Annotated in this window: 20 protein-coding genes and 1 tRNA gene; 18 read left to right on the plus strand and 3 right to left on the minus strand. The window is 67.9% G+C overall.

The window, feature by feature from the left end; all coding sequences use genetic code 11:
• Positions 1 to 6 precede the first annotated feature (6 nt).
• Both lon and ABD768_RS25070 read left to right on the plus strand, forming a co-directional pair.
• Positions 7 to 2,358, plus strand: a complete 2,352-nt coding sequence (gene lon / locus ABD768_RS25065; protein WP_343967432.1) for an endopeptidase La — start codon at positions 7 to 9, stop codon at positions 2,356 to 2,358.
• A gap of 151 nt (positions 2,359 to 2,509) precedes the next feature.
• Entirely contained in the window at positions 2,510 to 4,936 is a 2,427-nt protein-coding gene (locus ABD768_RS25070) for a transglycosylase domain-containing protein (protein ID WP_344844577.1), read from the plus strand.
• A 52-nt stretch (positions 4,937 to 4,988) separates the two neighbouring features.
• Here ABD768_RS25070 and ABD768_RS25075 read toward each other — a convergent pair whose 3' ends face one another.
• Positions 4,989 to 5,456: a GatB/YqeY domain-containing protein gene (locus ABD768_RS25075; protein WP_343967428.1), complete on the minus strand. Its 468-nt coding sequence runs from the start codon at positions 5,454 to 5,456 to the stop codon at positions 4,989 to 4,991.
• Between the two features lie 26 nt (positions 5,457 to 5,482).
• Here ABD768_RS25075 and ABD768_RS25080 point away from each other — a divergent pair, with 26 nt between their 5' ends.
• The 12 genes from ABD768_RS25080 (at position 5,483) to ABD768_RS25135 (ending at position 14,367) form a co-directional block, all read left to right on the plus strand.
• Positions 5,483 to 6,421, plus strand: a complete 939-nt coding sequence (locus ABD768_RS25080) for a metallophosphoesterase (protein WP_343967426.1) — start codon at positions 5,483 to 5,485, stop codon at positions 6,419 to 6,421.
• Between the two features lie 46 nt (positions 6,422 to 6,467).
• A tRNA-Pro gene (locus tag ABD768_RS25085) sits at positions 6,468 to 6,541 on the plus strand.
• Between the two features lie 81 nt (positions 6,542 to 6,622).
• Positions 6,623 to 7,261 (plus strand): lipoyl(octanoyl) transferase LipB, encoded by a 639-nt coding sequence (gene lipB, locus ABD768_RS25090; RefSeq protein WP_344844579.1) that lies wholly within the window; start codon positions 6,623 to 6,625, stop codon positions 7,259 to 7,261.
• 17 nt (positions 7,262 to 7,278) lie between these two features.
• Positions 7,279 to 7,803: a hypothetical protein gene (locus ABD768_RS25095; RefSeq protein WP_343967422.1), complete on the plus strand. Its 525-nt coding sequence runs from the start codon at positions 7,279 to 7,281 to the stop codon at positions 7,801 to 7,803.
• Complete coding sequence (locus ABD768_RS25100; RefSeq protein WP_344844581.1) at positions 7,796 to 8,500, plus strand: carbohydrate-binding family 9-like protein; 705 nt, start codon at positions 7,796 to 7,798, stop codon at positions 8,498 to 8,500. Before ABD768_RS25095 ends, ABD768_RS25100 begins: the two co-directional genes overlap by 8 nt.
• Before the next feature lie 104 nt (positions 8,501 to 8,604).
• A complete protein-coding gene (locus tag ABD768_RS25105; protein ID WP_344844582.1) occupies positions 8,605 to 8,826 on the plus strand; it encodes a hypothetical protein in 222 nt (73 codons plus the stop codon).
• A 1-nt stretch (position 8,827) separates the two neighbouring features.
• On the plus strand, positions 8,828 to 9,511 hold the full coding sequence (locus ABD768_RS25110; protein ID WP_343967414.1) for a hypothetical protein: 684 nt from the start codon (positions 8,828 to 8,830) through the stop codon (positions 9,509 to 9,511).
• Positions 9,512 to 9,601: 90 nt separating this feature from the next.
• Entirely contained in the window at positions 9,602 to 10,936 is a 1,335-nt protein-coding gene (locus ABD768_RS25115; protein ID WP_344844584.1) for a hypothetical protein, read from the plus strand.
• 136 nt (positions 10,937 to 11,072) lie between these two features.
• Entirely contained in the window at positions 11,073 to 11,861 is a 789-nt protein-coding gene (locus tag ABD768_RS25120; RefSeq protein ID WP_343967409.1) for a CoA transferase subunit A, read from the plus strand.
• 3 nt (positions 11,862 to 11,864) lie between these two features.
• Positions 11,865 to 12,494: a CoA transferase subunit B gene (locus tag ABD768_RS25125; protein ID WP_343967407.1), complete on the plus strand. Its 630-nt coding sequence runs from the start codon at positions 11,865 to 11,867 to the stop codon at positions 12,492 to 12,494.
• An 85-nt stretch (positions 12,495 to 12,579) separates the two neighbouring features.
• Positions 12,580 to 13,368 (plus strand): maleylpyruvate isomerase family mycothiol-dependent enzyme, encoded by a 789-nt coding sequence (locus ABD768_RS25130; protein ID WP_344844587.1) that lies wholly within the window; start codon positions 12,580 to 12,582, stop codon positions 13,366 to 13,368.
• Between the two features lie 114 nt (positions 13,369 to 13,482).
• Positions 13,483 to 14,367, plus strand: coding sequence for a carbohydrate kinase family protein (locus ABD768_RS25135; RefSeq protein ID WP_343967403.1), 885 nt, complete (start codon positions 13,483 to 13,485; stop codon positions 14,365 to 14,367).
• Positions 14,368 to 14,376: 9 nt separating this feature from the next.
• On the opposite strand, the gene ABD768_RS25140 is transcribed toward ABD768_RS25135, so the two are convergent.
• Positions 14,377 to 15,060 (minus strand): NUDIX hydrolase, encoded by a 684-nt coding sequence (locus ABD768_RS25140; protein ID WP_343967401.1) that lies wholly within the window; start codon positions 15,058 to 15,060, stop codon positions 14,377 to 14,379.
• 115 nt (positions 15,061 to 15,175) lie between these two features.
• Between ABD768_RS25140 and ABD768_RS25145 the strand changes: the two genes are divergently transcribed.
• Both ABD768_RS25145 and ABD768_RS25150 read left to right on the plus strand, forming a co-directional pair.
• Positions 15,176 to 16,177 carry an SPFH domain-containing protein gene (locus tag ABD768_RS25145; protein ID WP_343967399.1) on the plus strand — a complete coding sequence of 334 codons (1,002 nt, stop codon included), beginning with the start codon at positions 15,176 to 15,178 and terminating at the stop codon, positions 16,175 to 16,177.
• Complete coding sequence (locus tag ABD768_RS25150; RefSeq protein ID WP_343967397.1) at positions 16,177 to 17,052, plus strand: NAD(+)/NADH kinase; 876 nt, start codon at positions 16,177 to 16,179, stop codon at positions 17,050 to 17,052. The genes ABD768_RS25145 and ABD768_RS25150 overlap by 1 nt, the downstream gene beginning before the upstream one ends.
• On the opposite strand, the gene ABD768_RS25155 is transcribed toward ABD768_RS25150, so the two are convergent.
• Positions 17,049 to 17,450: a hypothetical protein gene (locus ABD768_RS25155; protein ID WP_344844589.1), complete on the minus strand. Its 402-nt coding sequence runs from the start codon at positions 17,448 to 17,450 to the stop codon at positions 17,049 to 17,051. The two genes, ABD768_RS25150 and ABD768_RS25155, sit on opposite strands and share 4 nt — an antisense overlap.
• An 88-nt stretch (positions 17,451 to 17,538) precedes the next feature.
• Between ABD768_RS25155 and ABD768_RS25160 the strand changes: the two genes are divergently transcribed.
• Both ABD768_RS25160 and ABD768_RS25165 read left to right on the plus strand, forming a co-directional pair.
• The gene (locus ABD768_RS25160; protein ID WP_344844591.1) at positions 17,539 to 18,150 is read left to right on the plus strand and encodes a hypothetical protein; all 612 of its coding nucleotides are present in this window, start codon (positions 17,539 to 17,541) and stop codon (positions 18,148 to 18,150) included.
• Positions 18,151 to 18,319: 169 nt separating this feature from the next.
• Complete coding sequence (locus ABD768_RS25165; RefSeq protein ID WP_344844593.1) at positions 18,320 to 20,323, plus strand: CocE/NonD family hydrolase; 2,004 nt, start codon at positions 18,320 to 18,322, stop codon at positions 20,321 to 20,323.
• The last annotated feature ends 28 nt before the right edge of the window (positions 20,324 to 20,351 follow it).

Consider the following 20,351-nt stretch of genomic DNA (forward strand, 5'->3'; position numbering starts at 1 on the left):
GACAGCGTGACTGAGACGTTGAATCTTCCTGTACTGCCGCTCGACGACGTCGTGGTCCTGCCGGGAATGGTCGTGCCGGTCCGGTTGGCCGACACGGAGGCACGCGCCGCCATCGATGCCGCACAGGCTTCCGGCACGGACCAGGTGCTCCTGGTGCCGCGACTGGACGGAAAATATGCCAAGGCCGGAACGCTCGGCGAGATCGAGCAGATCGGCAGGCTGCCGGGCGGAGCCCAGGCAGCCGTCATCCGGGGTGTCTCCCGGGTCCTGATCGGCGCGGGGACCACTGGTCCCGGTGCGGCCCTGTGGGTCGGCGCGACGGTCCTGGACGAGATCACTGACGCAAAGTCGGGCGAGCTTGCCCGCGACTACAAGGCCCTGGTGACGACCGTGCTGGAGCGCCGCGAGGCGTGGCAGGTCATCAACTCGGTCAAGCAGGTGACCAGCCCGGCGGAGCTGTCCGACCTGGCCGGCTATGCCTCGTACCTGACCAACGAGCAGAAGAGCTGGCTGCTGGAGACGGCTGACGTTTCCGAGCGGCTGACCAAGCTGATCGGCTGGGTCAAGGACCACCTGGCCGAGCTCGAGGTCTCCGAGACGATCCAGAAGGACGTCCAGGAGGGCATGGAGAAGCAGCAGCGGGAGTTCCTGCTGCGCCAGCAGCTGGCGGCGGTCCGCAAGGAGCTGGCCGAGCTGGACGGCAAGGCCGAGTCCGAGGAAGAGGACTACCGCGCCCGCGTCGAGGCTGCCGACCTGCCGGAGCACGTCCGCAAGGCCGCGCTCGCCGAGGTCGACAAGCTGGAGCGCACCGCCGAGCAGTCCCCCGAGGTCGGCTGGATCCGCACCTGGCTGGACACCGTGCTCGAGCTGCCGTGGAACGAACGGACCGAGGACGGCTACGACATCCGTGAGGCCAGGGCGATCCTGGACGCGGACCACGCGGGCCTGGACGACGTCAAGGAGCGCATCACCGAGTACCTGGCCGTACGCCGCCGCAGAGCGGACCGCGGACTGGGAGTGGTCGGTGGACGCCGCAGTGGCGCAGTACTGGCTCTAGTGGGTCCTCCCGGTGTGGGTAAGACCTCGCTGGGCGAGTCCGTGGCGCGTGCGATGGGCCGTAAGTTCGTCCGGGTCGCACTGGGCGGCGTACGGGACGAGGCCGAGATCCGCGGTCACCGCCGGACGTACGTCGGGGCACTGCCCGGGCGGATCGTCAGGGCGATCACCGAGGCGGGTTCGATGAACCCCGTCGTACTGCTGGACGAGATCGACAAGGTGGGCGCGGACTACCGGGGTGACCCGACCGCTGCTCTGCTGGAGGTCCTGGACCCGGCACAGAACCACACCTTCCGGGACCACTACCTGGAGGTCGAGCTGGACCTGTCCGACGTGGTCTTCCTGGCCACGGCGAACGTGCTCGACTCGATCCCGGCACCGCTGCTCGACCGGATGGAGCTCGTCCAGCTGGACGGCTACACCGAGGACGAGAAGGTCACCATCGCCCGCGACCACCTGCTCCCGCGTCAGCTGGACCGGGCCGGTCTGTCGGTCGAGGAGGTCGCCATCGACGACTCGGCGCTGCGGTTGCTGGCCGGCGAGTACACCCGCGAGGCCGGCGTACGGCAGCTCGAGCGAGCCATCGCCCGGGTACTGCGGAAGGTGACGGCCAAGCTCGCCCTGGGCGAGGACTTGGGGTCGCTGACCATCAGTGCTGCCGACCTGAAGGGGTACCTGGGTTCGCCCAAGTTCACGCCGGACTCGGCGGAGCGGACAGCTCTACCGGGTGTGGCCACTGGACTGGCGGTCACGGGTGCCGGTGGTGACGTGCTCTTCATCGAGGCGTCGCTGGCGGACAAGGAGACCGGCCCGACCGGGGTCACGTTGACGGGGCAGCTCGGCGACGTGATGAAGGAGTCGGCGCAGATCGCACTGTCCTACCTGCGGTCGCACGGTGCGGAGCTGGGGCTGCCGGTCGGCGATCTGGCCGAGCGGAACACCCACATCCACGTGCCTGCTGGTGCGGTACCGAAGGACGGCCCGTCGGCCGGTGTCACGATGACGACGGCGCTCGCGTCGCTGCTGTCGGGACGGCCGGTACGGTCCGAGGTGGCGATGACCGGTGAGGTGTCGCTGACCGGACGGGTGCTCCCGATCGGTGGCGTGAAGCAGAAGCTGCTCGCCGCCCACCGGGCCGGACTGACCACGATCCTGATCCCGAAGCGGAACGAGCCGGATCTGGAGGACGTGCCGGAGTCGGTGCTCAAGGAGCTGACGGTTCACCCCGTGAGCGATGTCCGCGAGGTACTGGAACTGGCGCTGGAGCCGGCCCAGGTGGACGCGCGGCAGTTCGCCGCCTGACATAGGTAATGACCAGCCGGCGGGACCCGCGAAGGGTCTCGCCGGCTGTTTCACGTCCTGCTACAGACGCTTGAATTCACGCTCCGGTTGACGTGACATAAAACACATTCGAGGAATTGGCGTGGCGCCGTGATCCCGTAGGCTCTAGTCCATGCGCGTAAGGGATAAGGGCGATCGGGGCGTCGTCCAGTCAGTGGTTCTGTTCCTCGGAGTGAGTGTTCTGTCAGGTGCTCTGGCGGCCGGTCTGGCGATCCCGTTCGCGGGTCTGGCCGGCTTCGGCACCGAGAAGACAGCAGAGACCCTGCAGGACCTGCCGCAGGACCTGAAGACGATCCCACCGTCGCGCCGGACCACGATCCTCACCTCCGACGGCAAGCTGATCGCGACCCTGTACGAGCAGAACCGCCAGCCGGTGACACTCGCGCAGATCAACCCGATCATGCTGAAGGCGATCGTCGCGATCGAGGACGACCGGTTCTTCCAGCACGGCGCCCTGGACGCGAAGGGCACGCTGCGCGCCCTGATCCGCAACCAGAACAGCGGCGGCGTCCAGCAGGGTGGCTCCAGCATCACCCAGCAATTCGTGAAGCTGACCCTGGTGGAGAAGGCGAACGCCAGCAGTGACGAGGAGGCGATCAAGGACGCCACCGCCGACACCTACGAGCGCAAGATCGCCGAGCTGCGCTACGCGATCGCGATCGAGAAGCAGTTCTCCAAGAACGAGATCCTGGAGAAGTACCTCAACCTCGCCAACTTCGGCGACGGGACGTACGGCGTCGAGGCGGCCGCCATGCACTACTTCCGGGTGCACGCGTCCAAGCTGACCCTGCCCCAGGCGGCGATGCTGGCCGGTCTGGTGAAGAACCCCACCGGCTACGACCCGACGAACAACCCGAAGCGGGCCAAGGAACGCCGCGACACCGTGCTGCGCCGGATGCAGGAGCTCAACGTCGTCACGGCCGCGCAGGCCGCCGCCGCGATCAAGACCCCGGTCCTCAACGGCCCGGTGCTGAAGATCCTGAACGGCTGCGCCAACTCGGCGTACCCGTTCTACTGCGAGTACGTCGTCTCGAAGCTGCTCGAGAACCCCGGGTTCGGCAAGACCAGCAAGGACCGCGAGCACTACATCAAGACCGCCGGCCTGACCGTGGTCACCTCGCTGGACAGCAGGATCCAGGCGGCCGCGCAGAAGTCGATCAGTGAGCACACGAAGTCCGACGACCAGCCGATCGCGGCGATCACCATGGTGGAACCGGGCACCGGCCTGGTGAAGGCGATGGTGCAGAGCCGGGCGTACACGGCCGGCAAGGACGACAAGCACAAGACGGCCTACAACTACAACGTCGAGAAGACCTACGAGGGTGGCTACGGCGGGTTCCAGAACGGTTCGACGATGAAGGCCTTCACGATCGCCGCGGCGATCCAGGCGGGCTTCCCGATCAACTACCGGATCCCCTCACCGAGCCCGATCCCGCTCAGCGGAGTGAAGTTCAAGACCTGCACGGGCACCACCTCCGACCCCGACTACAACCCGCGGAACTCGACCAAGTCGCCGCCTGAGCCGACCATGATCGAGGCCGCGCAGAAGTCGACCAACACCTACTTCCTGCAGCTCTCGCAGCGGGTCGGCCTGTGCCCGATCGCGAAGCTCGCCGAGAGTCTGGGCATGCACAACGCGCAGACCGGTGAGCCGCTCGAGCAGGTCATCTCGATGACGCTCGGCGTCGGCCTGATCAGCCCGCTGCAGCTGGCCAACGCCTATGCGACGTTCGCGGCCCGCGGCAAGTACTGCACCCCGCAGCTGATCACCTCGGTGAAGAACTACAAGGGCCGCTCGCTCAACACCCCCGGCCCGAGCTGCAAGCAAGTGCTCACCCCCGAGGTCGCCGACGGCGTCAACGCGGTGCTGCACGAGGTGCTGGAGTCCGGTGGTACCGGTTCGCACCTGAAGTTCGGCCGCAGCGACCTGGCCGGCAAGACCGGAACGATCCAGGACACCAAGGCCGTCTGGTTCTCCGGGTACTCCAACAAGCTGGCCGCCGCCGCGGTGGTGGCCGATGCCGACCTGCCGTACACGAAGCTGATGGGCCAGCGGTTCGATGGCCGCACCATGAACGACGCGTCCGGTTCGGGTACTGCCGGTCCGCTCTGGGAGACCGCTATGCAGGGCGCTCTGAAGGGCATGGCGACCACCAAGTTCACGCCACCGACCGACAAGACCCGGCGCGGCGACGTCGTCGACCTGCCGTACGTGAACGGGATGAACCCGGACGAGGCCGCCAACAAGCTACGCGGGATGGGCTTCGAGGCCGAGATCGCCCCCGGCCAGGTCGACTCCGAAGAGGTCCAGGGCACCGTCGCCTACCTCAGCCCCCGCTCAGAGGACGGCGCTCCCGAGGGGTCGAAGGTGACGATCTACGTCTCCAACGGCAGCAAGATCCAGCAGCCGCCGAACCCGCCGAACTCTCCAGGCATCCCGCTGCCACCGAACCCGCCCAACACCGGCAAGCCCGGTGGCGGCGGTAAGCCCGGCGGCGGAGGCTGCCCGGTCTGGAACCCGAACTGCGGCGGCCGTTAACGCCGAAGAAGCGCCCAGTCCTCAAGGACGGGGCGCTTCTTCGTTTGACCGGTCAGGCGCCTAGTTGGCGTTTTACCTCGGCGGAGACGGTGCCGCCGTCGGCTTTGCCCTTGACCTTGGGCTGGAGGGCGCCCATCACCTTGCCGATGCCGCGCGGGCCGAGCTCGGCGGCTCCGGTGGCGGCGATGGTCTCGGTGACCAGGGCGGCGATCTCCTCCAGGGAGAGCTGCTCGGGGAGGTACTCGGCGAGGATGTCGGCCTCGGCCTGCTCCTTGACCGCCAGTTCCTCGCGGCCCGCCTCCCGGTACGCCGTGACCGACTCGCGGCGCTTCTTCGCCTCGGCGGTGAGCACGTCGAGGACCTCCGCGTCGGACAGCTCGCGAGCCTCCTTGCCGGCCACCTCCTGCTTGGTCACGGCCGTGAGCGCCATCCGCAGGGTCGACTTGCGGAGCTCGTCGCGCGCCTTCAGGGCGGCGGTCATGTCATCGTGCAGGCGCTGCTTCAGTTCGGAGTTGGACATGCCCACGATTGTGGCAGGCTGGTGAAATGAGTTTCCGGGGGCTTGCCACCACGACGCTGAAGTCCGCTGCCGTTGTCACCGCGGCGGGCGCTGCCTGCGTCGCGTACGCGGCGGCCATCGAGGTGCGGTGGTTCACGCTGCGCAGGGTGACGGTGCCGGTGCTGCCGGTGGGCACGGCGCCGCTCAAGGTGCTGCACCTGTCCGACCTGCACCTGATGCCGGCGCAGGAGAAGAAGATCCGCTGGGTCAACGAGCTGGCCCGGCTGGAGCCGGATCTGATCGTCAACACCGGGGACAACATCTCCCACCCCGACTCGGTCCTGCCGCTGCTGCGGGCGTACGGCGCGCTGCTCGACGTACCGGGCGTTTTCGTCTTCGGCTCCAACGACTACTGGAAGCCGCACTTCAAGAACCCGGCGAAGTACCTGCTGCCGGCCAACAAGCAGCGGCACAAGCCGCACGGCCCGGATCTGCCCTACGAGGAGATGCGGTCGGCGTTCACGGCGGCCGGCTGGGCCGACCTCAACAACGAGCGCTCGACCCTCAAGGTGAACGGCCTGCGCCTCGACTTCGCCGGCACCGACGATCCCCACATCAGGCGCGACCGGTACGCCGAGGTCGCGGGTGAGGTGGATCCGGCGGCCGACCTGTCCATCGGGGTGACGCACGCGCCGTACCAGCGGGTGCTGAACGGGTTCGTCGGCGATGGGTATCCGCTGGTGCTCGCCGGGCACACGCACGGCGGTCAGCTCGCGGTGCCGTTCTACGGGGCTCTGGTGACCAACTGCGACCTCGACACGTCCCGGGTGAAGGGTTTGTCCACCTGGGGCTTCGAAGGGCGTCAGGCGGCGCTGCACGTCTCGGCCGGTCTGGGCACGTCGCCGTACGCGCCGGTGCGGTTCGCTTGCCGCCCGGAAGCGACCTTGATCACGTTGGTTCCGAAGGCCGGTGAGACGGCCGGATAACCCGATTTCGTCCTGGCGGGTGGCGCATGTAAGCTAACGCCGACTTCGGGCTGTGGCGCAGCTTGGTAGCGCGCGTCGTTCGGGACGACGAGGTCGCAGGTTCAAATCCTGTCAGCCCGACAAATGAAGGCGGTGGCTCTCCGGAGCCGCCGCCTTCAGTCATCTCCTGGAACTCCTGGCGCCCGACCTAAGCTGGCTGGCATGAATGCTTTGCTGCGGGTCGATCTTGGCGAAGTGGACTACGAGGTCGCTGCCAAGGAGATGAAGACCTGGGTCGAGGAGCGGCAGGCCGGTGAGGCCGGGGACCGGTTGTTCCTGTTGAGTCATCCGCCGGTGATCACCTACGGCCCGCGTACGTCGCTGGCCGACCTGCCGCCCGAAGCCGCGGCGATCCCGACTGTCGCTGTCGACCGCGGCGGCTTCGCGACGTACCACGGTCCCGGTCAGCTGGTCGGCTACCTGGTGATCGACCTGAAGAAGCGCGGCCCCGTCGACATCGTCCGCTGGGTCGAGACCGGCCTGATCGAGGCGCTCGGCTCCCTCGGCTTCCCGTTGATCCGCCGCGACACCCCACGGGGCGAGAGCAGCCTGGTCGGCGTCTGGACCGAGGACCACCGCAAGCTCTGCTCGATCGGCATGCGGATCCGCCGCGGCGTCACCTCGCACGGCTTCTCGATCAACCTCGACCCCGCGATGGACGTCTTCCACACCTTCACCACCTGCGGGCTCCACGACGTCACCATGACCTCCCTGGCCGACCTCAGCCGCGAGCTGTCGATCCCCTGCCCCACCGAGGCCCAGCTCCGCACTGCCGTCGCAACCGCCCTTGGCGCCGCCTGAGCAGATAGCCTGCGGCAATGAGCGACGACCGCCCCGAAGCCGACGAGTCCGAGGTGTACGCCGAGGACGAGGGGCCGGGGATGCCGGAGGATCTGGAGGAGTACCTCGAGGAGGCCGACGAAGAAGCGGCTGAGGAGGCGGACGAGGGCCGGTACGACGCTCCACCGTTGCCACCGGCGCTGATCCTCGGTGTGGTCGGGTTGCTGGCCGGGTTCCTCACCGTCGCGCTCGTCTGGTTGAGCGAGCAGGGCTGTGATCGGGTGCGGGACTCGCCCAACTGCGGTGCGGCGGGGTTTCCCTTGCTGGTGCTCGCCGTGGTGATCACGATCGTGCTCGCGGCGATGACGCTGAGCCGGCTGGCGATGCCGCATCCCGCGCTGGTCGCGTTCCTCGGGGTGGGCTTCATGTTGCTGATCGTGCTCGCGTTCTTGTCGAACGACCTGTTCTCCACCTGGACCCTGGTTGTCGTCCCGGTGCTCACCGCCATCACCTTCCTAGTCGCAAACCTGATCGCCGGACGGTTGGAGCGAGCCGATGCCTGAACTGCCCCGCTACCCCTGCCACCGCACCGCCACCCCTCTCCCACTCGACGGCACCCTGACCCACCCGGCCTGGGAGCAGGCCCCGTGGACCAGCGACTTCGTCGACATCACCGGCCCGGACGCGACCACGCCGAGGTTCCGCACCAGGGCCAAGCTCCTGTACGACGACCAGTACCTGTACGTCGGCGGCCAGCTCGAGGAGCCGCACGTCTGGTCGACGATGACCGAGCCGAACACCTGGCTCTACGAGGAGAACAACTTCGAGCTCTTCCTCGACCCGGACGGCGACGGCGAGAACTACTACGAGTTCGAGATCAACCCACTCGGCACCATCTGGGAGCTGTCCCTGCCGAAGCCGTACTCCGCGGGCGGCGTCCCCGTCGACCCCGACAACCTGCCCGGCCTGCGCACGGCACTGCACATCGCAGGCACCCTCAACGACCCGGCCGACACCGACACCGGCTGGACGGTCGAGGTCGCCCTCCCCTGGGCCGACCTGGCGAAGTACAACAAGAATCAGACGCCACCGAGCGCGGGTGACGAGTGGCGGATGAACCTGATGCGGATCGAGTGGGACCACGAGGTGGTCGACGGCGAGTACCGCAAGGGCAAGGAGCAGGACTTCTGGGTCTGGTCGCCGCAGTACGTCGTGGACATGCACAAGCCCGACCAGTGGGGCGTACTGAGCTTCGAATGACCTCTGGTCGCGACGCGACCCCGGTGCGAAACTGCGAAGGACGGCTGTTGCCGGCTGGGGGCGGATTGGCAACGGCCCACGTCGCGACAACCAGGGGGAAACACATGACAGATCCAGTGGACACATCCGACTCCACGGACGTGCTGGACGAGGAGACACTGCCGCCGCTGGCCGAAGCGCCCGGCATCATGGCCGACGACCCGGAGCTCGACGACCCGGCCACCGAGGCCGCGTTCCAGGACCCGATCCCGGACACCGATCCGCTCGGGCCGGACGAGGAGCCCGGCGTCGAGCCCAGCCTCGACTTCGGAATCGAGGTCGGGTGAGATGGCCGTCCGGATGGGCAAGGCCGCGGTGGACTTCGCCGCGGCGCAGGCGGCGCACGCGACCAGGGACTGGACCGGCATCTGCCTGATCTTCGTCCGCAACTGCTTCAACGTCGGCCCGCTGAGCCCGGACGCGGCGGCGGGCTACAAGGCGGCGCAGTTCAAGCACGGTACGGCCGGTACGCCGCCACTCGGCGTACCGCTGTGGTGGACCGGCGCACCCCACGGGCACGTCGCGATCAGCACCGGCGACGGGAGCTGCTTCAGCAGCGACATCCTGCGGCCGGGCAAGGTCGACAAGGTGCCGATCTCGAAGATCGCCCGGTCGTGGGGCAAGGAGTACAAGGGCTGGAGCGAGGACATCAACGGGGTCCGGATCTGGCGGCCGACTGCCCCCACGCTGCCCGCTGTCGATCTCAGCAACGTCCGCGAGGCGGCCGCCAAGGACATGTTCCGGCCGGCCGGCCAGGGCCTGCACGAGCGCGACATCATCATCGTCGAGCGGGCGTTGCTCAAGCAGGGCCTCAAGGATCCGATGAACGTCGACGGGTTCGCCGGCAAGGACTTCCGCAAGGCCTACGCGCTGTGGCAGAAGGCGACCGTACCGCCGCCCTTCGACGGTATTCCGGGCATCCAGAGCCTCAAGAAGCTGGGTGAGCGGCGCGGATTCCGGGTGATCAGCTGACCGGTACGCCGGGGTGGTGCCGCGCGCTCGTGGGGCACCACCCCTGCCCCCGCCCTGTGGCGCGAACCCAGCAAGGTGACAATCAGTCATATGGAGTCCGCCAGTCATGCCGGGCTCGCCGGCCCTGACGGCGAGCCGATGCCACCCGTCGAGCGGGTCGTTGCCGCTCGGCTTGGCGTCTTCCCCGGCGGGCTGACCGCGGCGTCGGTGGCCGCGGTTCTCGAGTTGCCGCTGCAGACGACCAGTTGCCTGCTCGACGCACTGACCGAGCGATCGCTGCTCACGGTGAGCGACGGGCGGTACGAGGTGCTCGACGCGATCCACACGTACGCCGGAGAGCGGGTCTCGAGCGCTGAGGCCGATGACCTTCGCGCGCGGCATGCGGCGTACCTGCTGGATCTGGTACGCCGGGCCGACGCGCAGCTGCGTGGACCCGATCAGTTGCGTTGGGCAACTTCGATCCGGCACGAGAGCGACAACCTGCGTGGGGCGATCGCATGGGCGACCGAACACGACCAGCGGCTCGCACTCGAGCTGGTGGCTGGCCTGTCGACGTACTGGTGGATGCACGGGCTGGTGAGCGAGGCAGGGCGGGCGGCGGAGAGGTTGCTCGGGGCGCTCGGGCCGGTGGTGCCTGCTGGGCTGGAGGAGGAGTACCTGCTCGCAGTACTGCATACAGCGGGCTCTGGTCGGCCGGACGGGGTTGAGCAGGCACGGGTGATTGTGGAGGAGTTGGTCGAGCCTTTCCGGTACCCGGTGACGGTGTTGCTCTGGTCGATCGTGTTGGGACCGTTTGTGCCTGCTGAGCTCGCTGCGGACGTACTGGCTCGGCAGGAGCTGAGCACCGATGCCTGGACTCTGGCTGCGGTGCAGCTCTGCGATACGAGCGCTGAAGCTGCGCTGGCGGAGTTCCAGGTGGTTGGGGATCGGTGGGGCAGTCTGCTGGCGTTGGACGAGCTGGGTCAGGTCGCTGCCGGCGCCAAGGAGTTCAAGCGGGCAATTGAGCTGACCGGCCAGGCATTGCTGCTTGCCGATGAGTTGGGTGTCCATGAGGAGGCCGCTTCGCTGCTGTGTCGGCGTGGAGACCTCCGACTGCGGATGCGCGAGCTACCTGCGGCCGCGGACGACTACCGGCGGACGCTGGTACGGGCGAAGCAGGCGGGTCGGGCGGACCTTGCCGCCGCTGCGCGGATCGGGCTGGCCAAGGCTGCCCGGTTCAGCGGGGACCTGGCCAAGGCGCAGGAACTGGCACTGGTAGCGCTGTCGCGCTGCCCGGACGACTGGGACGAGGCCGACCTCGCGATGACCGAGGCCCTCGCCGAGCTGGCCGCGATCGCCGCCGCAGCCGGACGCCCGGAGGAGGCCCACTCGTGGCGACTCAAGGCCGGCCTGGCGCCGGAGCAGTACCGCTCAGCGGGCCGGTAGCCGACCCGCTGAGACGGCTCCGAGGCGGATAGCCCAGCCGAGCTCCCTGTGGCTCTGGCCACAGCGGGTGGATCTCGCCGGATCTGTGGCTGCTGGTTAGAGTCGAGCGGACACCAACCTGCAATGGAGCAGCCTGATGGACAAGACGTACGACTCACCGCAGGCCGCGGTCGACGACATCGGCGACGGCGCGAGCCTCGCGGTCGGCGGCTTCGGGCTCTGCGGCAACCCGATGCAGCTGATCGAGGCGCTCCACGCCAAGGGCGTGGGCGGGCTCAGCGTCGTCTCCAACAACTGTGGCGTGGACGACTGGGGGCTGGGCATCCTGCTCGCCGACAAGCGGATCGCCAAGATGACCTCGTCGTACGTCGGGGAGAACAAGGAGTTCGCCCGGCAGTTCCTGTCCGGCGAGCTGGAGGTCGAGCTGACCCCGCAGGGCACGCTGGCCGAGAAGCTGCGGGCCGGCGGCTGCGGGATCGCCGCCTTCTTCACGCTGGCCGGCGTCGGCACCCAGGTCGCCGACGGCGGGCTGCCGCAGAAGTACAACACCGACGGCTCGGTGGCGAAGGCGTCGGAGCCGAAGGAGACCCGCGAGATCGGCGGTACGACGTACGTGCTGGAGGAGTCGATCACCACCGACTTCGGCCTGGTGCACGCGCTGAAGGGCGACACCCACGGCAACCTGGTCTTCGACCGGAGCGCCCGCAACTTCAACCCGCTCGCCGCGATGGCCGGCCGGATCACCATCGCGCAGGTCGAGGAACTGGTCCAGCCTGGTGAGCTGGACCCGGACGAGATCCACCTGCCCGGCGTCTACGTCCAGCGAGTGGTTGCCGTTGGCAAGGACATCGAGAAGCGGATCGAAAAACGAACCGTACAGAAGCTGCCCCACCCCACCACCCCGGTCGAGCCGAAGGAGGCCTGAGCCATGCCACTCACCCGTGAGCAGATGGCGGCCCGCGCCGCCGCCGAGCTGGAGGACGGCTCGTACGTGAACCTCGGCATCGGCCTGCCGACGCTGGTACCGAACTACATCCCCGACGGCGTCACCGTCGTCCTGCAGAGCGAGAACGGCATCCTCGGCGTCGGCCCGTACCCGGTCGAGGGCGAGGAGGACCCGGACCTGATCAACGCCGGCAAGGAGACCGTCACGACGTTGCCTGGGGCATCGTTCTTCGACTCGTCGTTGTCCTTCGGGATGATCCGCGGCGGTGCGATCGACGCGGCCATCCTGGGCGCGATGCAGGTCTCGGCCACCGGCGACCTGTCGAACTGGATGATCCCCGGCAAGATGGTCAAGGGCATGGGCGGCGCGATGGACCTCGTGCACGGCGCCAAGAAGGTGATCGTGCTGATGGAGCATGTCGCCAAGGACGGCTCGCACAAGATCCTGGCCGAGTGCGACCTGCCCTACACCGGGCGCGGGGTGGTCAACCGGATCATCACCGACCTCGCCGTCCTCGACATCACCGACGACGGCCTGCAGTTGGTCGAGCTGGCCGAGGGTGTCACCTTCGACGAGCTCCAGGAGAAGACGGGCGCGCCCATCAAGCAGTGATTCCCTCGCTACGGAATGGATGGCCCTGGACAGCGGTTGGTGCTTGATGACCGCCGTACGGGGCCATTCTTCTGGAGGAACGATCTTGAGCAACGCCGATACCGCCATCGCAGCACTTCGGAGCGGCTACGAATCGCTCGCCGATCTGGTGAAGAAGTTCGATGACGAGGCTCTGGCGGGCCCGTCGGCCGCGACCGAGTGGGACATCGCGCAGGTACTCAGCCACCTCGGCAGCGGCGCTGAGATCATGACCAACACCGTGCAGCTCGCCGTGGCCGGCGAGCCGCCGGCCGAGGGTGACTTCAACCAGACCGTCTGGGCCCGGTGGGACTCGTCGTCGCGCCGTGAGCAGGCCGACGGCTTCCTCGAATGGAACGAGACGCTGGTCTCGCTGTTCGAATCGCTGTCCCCGGAGCAGCGAGAGACCGTCCGGATCGAGCTGGGCTACCTGCCTGCACCGGTCGACGTCACCACCGTCGCGCGGATGCGGCTGAACGAGTTCACCCTGCATTCGTGGGACGTCCGCAGCGCCTCCGACCCGGCCGCGACGCTCGCCGCCGAGGCGGTACCGGAGCTGCTCGCCCAGCGGACCATCGACCTCAGCTGGGTCAGCAAGCCGGCGGAGCTGGACGGGAAGTACGCCGTACTGAAGGTGGCGACGACCGAGCCGGCCACCGAGCTCACCCTGAATCTGAAGGACCCGGTCACCCTCGAAGACGGCAGCCCGGCCGAGGCCGACGGCACCCTCACCCTGCCCGGTGAAACGTGGCTGCGGCTGGTCTCCGGACGCCTCGGCCCGGACACTCCGGCCGGCCTCGAGCTGACGGGGCCGATCACGTTGGCGACGCTGCGCCGGGTGTTCCAGGGTTACTGATCGAGGCGGTCCACTGACCGTGCGTAGAGCGCCCCGCCTGAGCCCTATCGGCGGGCGTGCTCGATCGCTACCCTTCACGCCAGCCGCAAGGCCTGCTCGGTGAGGATGGATCGCATGGACCTGGATGTATTCGTCATCGGCGGCGTGGGAATCGATACCATCGTGCGGGTTCCCGCGCTGCCGTTGCCCGGCCAGGAGACCATTCCCGTCCAACCTGTCGAGACCTATGTCGGCCATACGGGGCATGGCGTCGTGCTCGGCTGCCACCGCTTGGGGCTGCATCCCGGCCTCGCCGATGTGATCGGTGACGACGCTGAGGGGTGGCGGATCCGTCGGGCCTACGAGGAGCTCGGGCTTCCGCTGACGATCGCGGTCCACCCCAGCGGTACCAGGCGCAGCGTCAACCTGGTGTCGCCCGACGGCAACCGCGTTTCCCTGTACGACCGGCGGCACCCGCCGGGGATGCGGGTCGATCCCAACCTCTGGCGCGGCCGCGTCGAGCAGGCCAGGCACGTGCACGTGTCGATCATGGATTTCGCGCGGCGTGCGCTGCCCGACGTACTGGCCGCGGACTGTTCGTTGTCGACCGATCTGCACGATTGGGACGGGGACAACGAGTACCACCGGGACTTCGCGCAGTGCGCCGACATCGTCTTCGTCTCGACCAGCGCGCTGCGCGACAAGGCCATCGACTGGATCTTCGCCAGCGGCCGGGCGGAGGTCGTGATCGCGATGGCTGGAGCCGATGGGAGCTATGTGCATGTCCGTGGCGAGGAGCCCGTCCATCTGCCGGCCATCGACATCCCGGGCCGGCCGGTCGTCGACACCAACGGCGCCGGGGACGCGTACGTCGCCGCCTTTCTGACCACTTGGCTGGACGGTCGCTCGTACTACGAAGCCGCGGAGGCGGGCACCATCGCGGGTGCCTGGGCGTGCGGCTCTCGTGGCACTCACACCGACCTGATCACGGCCGAACAGCTGATGCTGCTCAGGCGGTAGCTATCTGCTTTAGCCGCGCGTCAGAGGCGGGTGCAGGGTCGCCGCTGGGCCGCGACGGAAGAGCTGGGCCGGGCGGCCGCCGTCGCGGGTCGTGGTGGCGCCGAGCGGGATGACGAAGCCGTCGGTCTTGGTGGCCTTGCGGTGGAAGTTGCGGGGGTCGAGCTGGACGCCCCAGACGGCCTCGTAGATGCCGCGCAGCTCCGAGATGGTGAACTCGTCGGGGCAGAACGCGGCGGCCAGTGGTGAGTACTCGAGCTTGGCCCGGGCCCGTTCGACCGCGTCCGTGAGGATTCGGTGGTGGTCGAACGCGAGCCTGTTCTGGTCGGTCAGCACCTCGTCGACCGTGACCCATTCGGCCGAGGCTGCGTCCGTACCGGCTACTGGTGACGGTAGGTCCGGGACGAGGGCCAGGTAGGTCACGCTGATGACCCGGCCTCTCGGGTCGCGGCCCGGCTCGCCGTACGTCGCGACCTGCTCGAGGTGGATCCGGTCGGACAGCAGGCCGGTCTCCTCTTGGAGCTCACGGCGGGCCGCCTCCTCCAGGTCCTCCTTGGGGCGTACGAACCCGCCCGGCAACGCCCACCTGCCCCGGTACGGCGCGATGCCGCGGCGGATCAGCAGCACCTGCAGGGACCCGTCGCGGACGGTCAGGATGACGAGGTCGGCGGCTACCCCCAGCGGCTCGAAGTCCATGACCGAAGACTCTAATCGTCATCTTGACGAAAAGCCATCTCGGGTCTTATCGTCAAAGTGACGACAATGACTAGGAGGCCGGCTCGGCGCCGGTCGCGACAGGAGAGCGACTCTGATGGCAGACATCACGCGGTTCCGGTTCATCAGCCACCTGCGGGCGAACCCGACGACGCACGTCCGGCACCTGCGCAACGGGAAGGTGGCGCACGACGGCGCCGGGCAGGCGTTCTGGTTCCGGGCGCTGAACTCGTCGCTGAGCGAGGTACCGATCGATGATCGCGAGCAGCCTCTGCTGTTCCACGGGCGGACGCTCGACTTCCAGGACGTCGTCGTACAGGCCACTGTCACTTACCGGGTGACGGATCCGGCACTGGCGTCGACGCGGCTGGACTTCGGGATCGATCCGGACACGGGGTTGTGGCGGGCTACGCCGCTGGAGCAGCTTGGTGGGTTGCTGACCGAGTTGGCTCAGCAGACGGCCTTGGATCTGCTGGCCGGCCTGAGTCTGACGCAGGCGTTGTCCGAGGGGATGGCGTCGTTGCGGCTCGCGATGAGCAGTGGGCTGCGTGATGATCAGCGGCTCACTGGGCTGGGGATCGGCGTCGAGGATGTGCGCGTGGTCGCCGTACGGGCTGAGAGTGATGTCGAGCGGGCGCTGCAGACTCCTACCCGGGAGATGGTGCAGCAGGCGGCCGACAAGGCGACGTACGAGCGGCGGGCGATGGCGGTCGAGCGGGAGCGGTCGATCGCGGAGAACGAGCTGCAGAACCAGATCGAGCTGGCTCGGCGCGAAGAGCAGCTGGTGACGCAGAAGGGTCAGAACGAGCGGCAGCGGGCGACCGAGGCGGCTGCCGCTGGGCGGATCGAGGGCGAGGCTTTGGCTGGGCGGCGGCGATTGCTTGCGGCGGCCGATGCTGATGCCAAGCGGGTGCTGGGTGAGGCGGAAGCGGCTGCTGAGAAGGCGCTGCTGGATGCATACGCCGAGCTGGACCAAGGGGTGATCCTCGCTCTGGCCATCAAGCAGGGTGCGCTGCCGGAGATCGGCACGCTGAACCTGACGCCGGATCTGCTCACTCCGCTGCTCGCCAAGCTGACCTCCTCCGCCGGGGCCTCCTGATGAGCCTGCCTCCTCGGGCGGTCGTGGTTCACCGGGCGACCGAGCTCACCGAGCTGGTCGCCCGGCACGGGACCCGGCAGCAGGCCGGCTTCTTCCTGAACAGTCGGGGGCGGTCGCTCGACGCCTTGGACGATCGGCATGAGGCGCAGCAGAAGGCATTGGCGGCGGTGTCCGCGGCTCTGCCCTTGGACTGGCGGCGAGCCGTTGCCGAGCGCAACGACCTCGACCGGTTCGTCTTCGGGCCGGAGGATGTGGTGATCGCGGTCGGGCAGGACGGGCTGGTGGCCAACGTGGCGAAGTACCTGGACGGGCAACCGGTGATCGGGGTCAATCCAGAGCCCGGCTGGAATCCTGGCGTGTTGGTGCCGCATGCGCCTTCCGACGTACCGGAGCTGCTGTCTGTACGTTCGGTAGAAGAACGCACGATGGTTGCCGCGCGCACCGATGACGGGCAGAAACTCCTTGCTCTGAACGAGATCTACGTCGGCAACCGGACCCATCAGTCGGCGCGCTACCGCCTGGCGTCGCCTGAGGGTCTTGAAGAACGGCAATCCTCATCTGGCCTACTGATCGGCACCGGAACTGGTTCCACGGGGTGGTGCCGCTCGGCCTGGCAAGAACGCGGAAGCCTGCTCCGCCTCCCCTCACCCACCGACCCATCCCTGTGCTGGTTCGTCCGAGAGGCCTGGCCCTCCCCAGCCACGGGCACCAGCAACACCGAGGGCCTCCTCACTGCCGATCAGTCCCTAACCATCACCGCCGAAGCCGACCTAGTCATCTTCGGCGACGGCATAGAATCCGACACCCTCACCATCACCTGGGGCCAACGCCTAGAGGTCTCCGTAGCCGACATCCACCTGAACCTCGTCCGCTAGGAACTGTCTCGCCCGCCACCAGCCGTCCGCCGGGCCAGTTGGCGGACGACCGCGTCGACGATGTCGGTCAAGTTGCGGTTGAAGGCGATCGCGGCGTCTGGGGCGTGCCGGCGGGTGAGGTTGACGACCAACTCGAAGAGCTCCAGTTGCTCCTCGTCCTTCCGGATGCCACCGCCGATCAAGACGCACTCCCAAGGCCGCTCCCGCAGTGCGTTGGTGACAACGGCCTCGACGTCGTCGGAGCCGTCGAGGCCGATCAGGCAGTTGGTCGCGTCGATCCCGCTGTCCGCGAACCGCCTCACCGACTCCTCGATCGCGACCGCCACCGGGGTGGGGTCCCAGGGCCCAGGCACCCGGTAGGGATCAAGCCCGATCACAAGCACAGCCGGCTCCGTCACCTTCTGACCATAGTCGTGCTTACCTGCAATGCCCACTATCATGTCCATATCCGTACTAAAGTGGTGATAACCGCACTATAGTGCGGTTATGGACCTCTCTTTGCCGATCAGTGCTGTCGTGCCGACGCTTGATGGGCCGGTTCTCGGTGTTCTGGTTCGGGCGGGGAAGCCGCTCACCGGTCGCAAGGTCCATCAGATGGCGGCGACCGGGAGTGAGAGCGGGACGCGGAAGGTCCTGAACCGGCTGGTTGGGACCGGGCTGGTGATCGCCACCGAGGTCGGCGCCAGCATCCAGTACTCGTTGAACCGTGATCACCTGGCCGCCGGCGCAGTGATCGAGCTGACCGAGTTGCGGCAAGAACTCATCCGGCGGATGCAGGAAAGGATCGAGGGCTGGTCGGTACGGCCGCTTCACGTCGGCCTCTTCGACACAGCCGACGGCGTCGAGCTGCTGGTCGTCCACGACGACGCCGACTCGTCACCGACGTGGGCCGGCCAGCTCGACTCGCTCGCCGATCGGTTCCAGGTTTGGACCGGCAACCACCTGCGACTCACCGACCTGAGCGCCCACGATCTCCAGGAACACCTTGCGATCGGCGACCCGAGCATCACCACCTGGCTCCGCGCCGGCGAGCAGCTGTCGGGCCAGCCCTTCCGCGCCCTCCTCAACACCCTCACCAGCAACCTCGGCGCACACTGACAGTTGCCTGCGGCGAAGTATTTCCCGTGATCTCCACGGAAAGTGATCGGTCGGGTGAGATGTGTGGAGACAACGGTGTCAGGTTCTGCTTAAGGTGCGTTCACCACAACGGCCCTGTCGAGGGAGGGCTGTGGTGCCTTTACCCACCGCCCACAGGGGAGAGACACGCATGCGCAGAACTCGGAACCGATCGAGAACCGCGTTCCGGACCGGGGTCGGCCTGTTCGCCGCCGCCGCGCTGGTGCCGATGGCCTCGCTGACCGCGAGCGCCCGGCCCACCGCCACGCCCGACTCCACCACAGCCAGCACGACCAGCGCCGCCAAGCCGGCGCCGGTGAAGCCGTTCGTGCAGGGGACGCAGACGGTTGCCGCCTACGACTACGACAACGCTATCCACGAGCGCGTCCAGGTCGACGTGCCAGGCGTCGACGGCGACCAGAACGGGATCACCGACCAGATCACCGTCGACATCGTCCGGCCGGGCGAGGCGGCCGCGGCCGGGATCGACGTACCGGTCATCATCCAGGCTTCGCCGTACTACGCGAGCGACCCGAAGTCGTACTTCGACGCCAACGGCACCCGCCAGGTCTTCTCGACCTGGCTGGACAACTACTTCGTGCCGCGCGGCTACGCGTTCGCCTACGTCGACATGCCGGGCACGTTCCGCTCGACCGGCTGCAGCGACGTCGGCGCCGACCTCGAGGTACGTGGTACGAAGGCCGTCATCGACTGGCTGAACAACCGCGTCCCCGGCCACACCCCGGACGGCGCCGTCGCCAAGGCCGACTGGTCCACCGGCAAGGCCGGCATGATCGGCACGTCCTGGAACGGCACGATCGCGAACTCGGTCGCCAGCACCGGCGTGAAGGGGCTCGAGACGATCGTCCCGATCGCCGCCATCTCCAGCTGGTACGACTACACCCGCAGCAACGGCGTCCCGTACTACGACGAGTACATGGGCTTCCTGCACGACTACGTCAGCAACGACCTCAGCCCGCGCTGCGTGCAGATGACCGGCGAGATCGAGCAGGACTCCGACACCCGCACCGGCAGCTACAGCCGCTGGTGGGACCCGCGCAACTACCGCCTGGACGCCAGGAAGGTGAAGGCGTCGGTCTTCGTCGTCCACGGCCTCGACGACGAGAACGTGAAGACCCGGCAGTTCGGCGAGTGGTGGGACGAGCTCACCAAACAGGGTGTGCCGCGGAAGATCTTCCTGCACCAGGGCGTGCACCTGGACGGGTTCAGCTTCCGGGACGCGTACGTCGATCAGCTCCACCCCTGGTTCGACTACTGGCTGCAAGGCCTGCAGAACGACATCATGAAGGCCCCGCAGGCGACGATCATGCGGGAGGACGGCAGCTACACCACCGAGTCCCGTTGGCCGGCGCCCGGCGCGAAGAGCACCAAGCTCGCGCTGAGCAAGCCGGCCGGCGGCGACACCGGTGGCCTGTCGATCGCGGCGCCGACCAGCGACCCGATCAGCTTCACCGGTACCGACAAGGAGTCGGTCGACAGCGTCGTACTCGACCCGACGACGCCACGGAGCGACCGTGCGGTGTTCGTCAGCAACGACCTCGCCCAGCCGGTGCGCTTGTCCGGTACCGGCAAGGTGGAGGTCCGGGTCAAGGTCAACAAGGTTGCCGCAGGCATCAAAGCCCGCCTGGTCGACTACGGTACGGCGACCCGCTACACCAGCGTCAGCAACATCGCGAACACCCGCACCTGCTGGGGTGACGGCAACGCGCTCGACACCGGTTGCTTCGCCGACACCAAGATCAACACGGCCGTCTCGAACGCCGCCGTCGTGATCCGCACCCTGGCCGACGTCGGCCACTACAAGTCGCTGGACGAGAAGGTCTCGCTGCAGTCCGGCAAGTGGTACGACCTGACCTTCGAGCTCAACGCCGACGACGTGCTGTTCGCCGCCGGCCACCGCCTCGGCCTGGTACTGACCGTCGAACCCGACAACCCGTCCGTACCGTTCACCGGCGCGACCATCACCCTCGACCCGGCCAAGTCGTCGCTGACCCTCCCGCTCGTCGGCGGAACGGCCAGCCTCAACTCCCCGGAGGCCCCGCAAGCGCGGATCGCCGCCACCCAGCTCGCCCAGCCTGAGCCCGAGAAGGACCCCATCAAACTGATGGAACAGTTCGTCGAAGCCTCGCGCTAACAGTGAAGGCCCCGGCAGCCAACCAAAG

The sequence above is a fragment of the Kribbella ginsengisoli genome, assembly GCF_039537185.1.
In the GTDB taxonomy this organism is placed as follows: Bacteria; Actinomycetota; Actinomycetes; order Propionibacteriales; family Kribbellaceae; genus Kribbella; species Kribbella koreensis.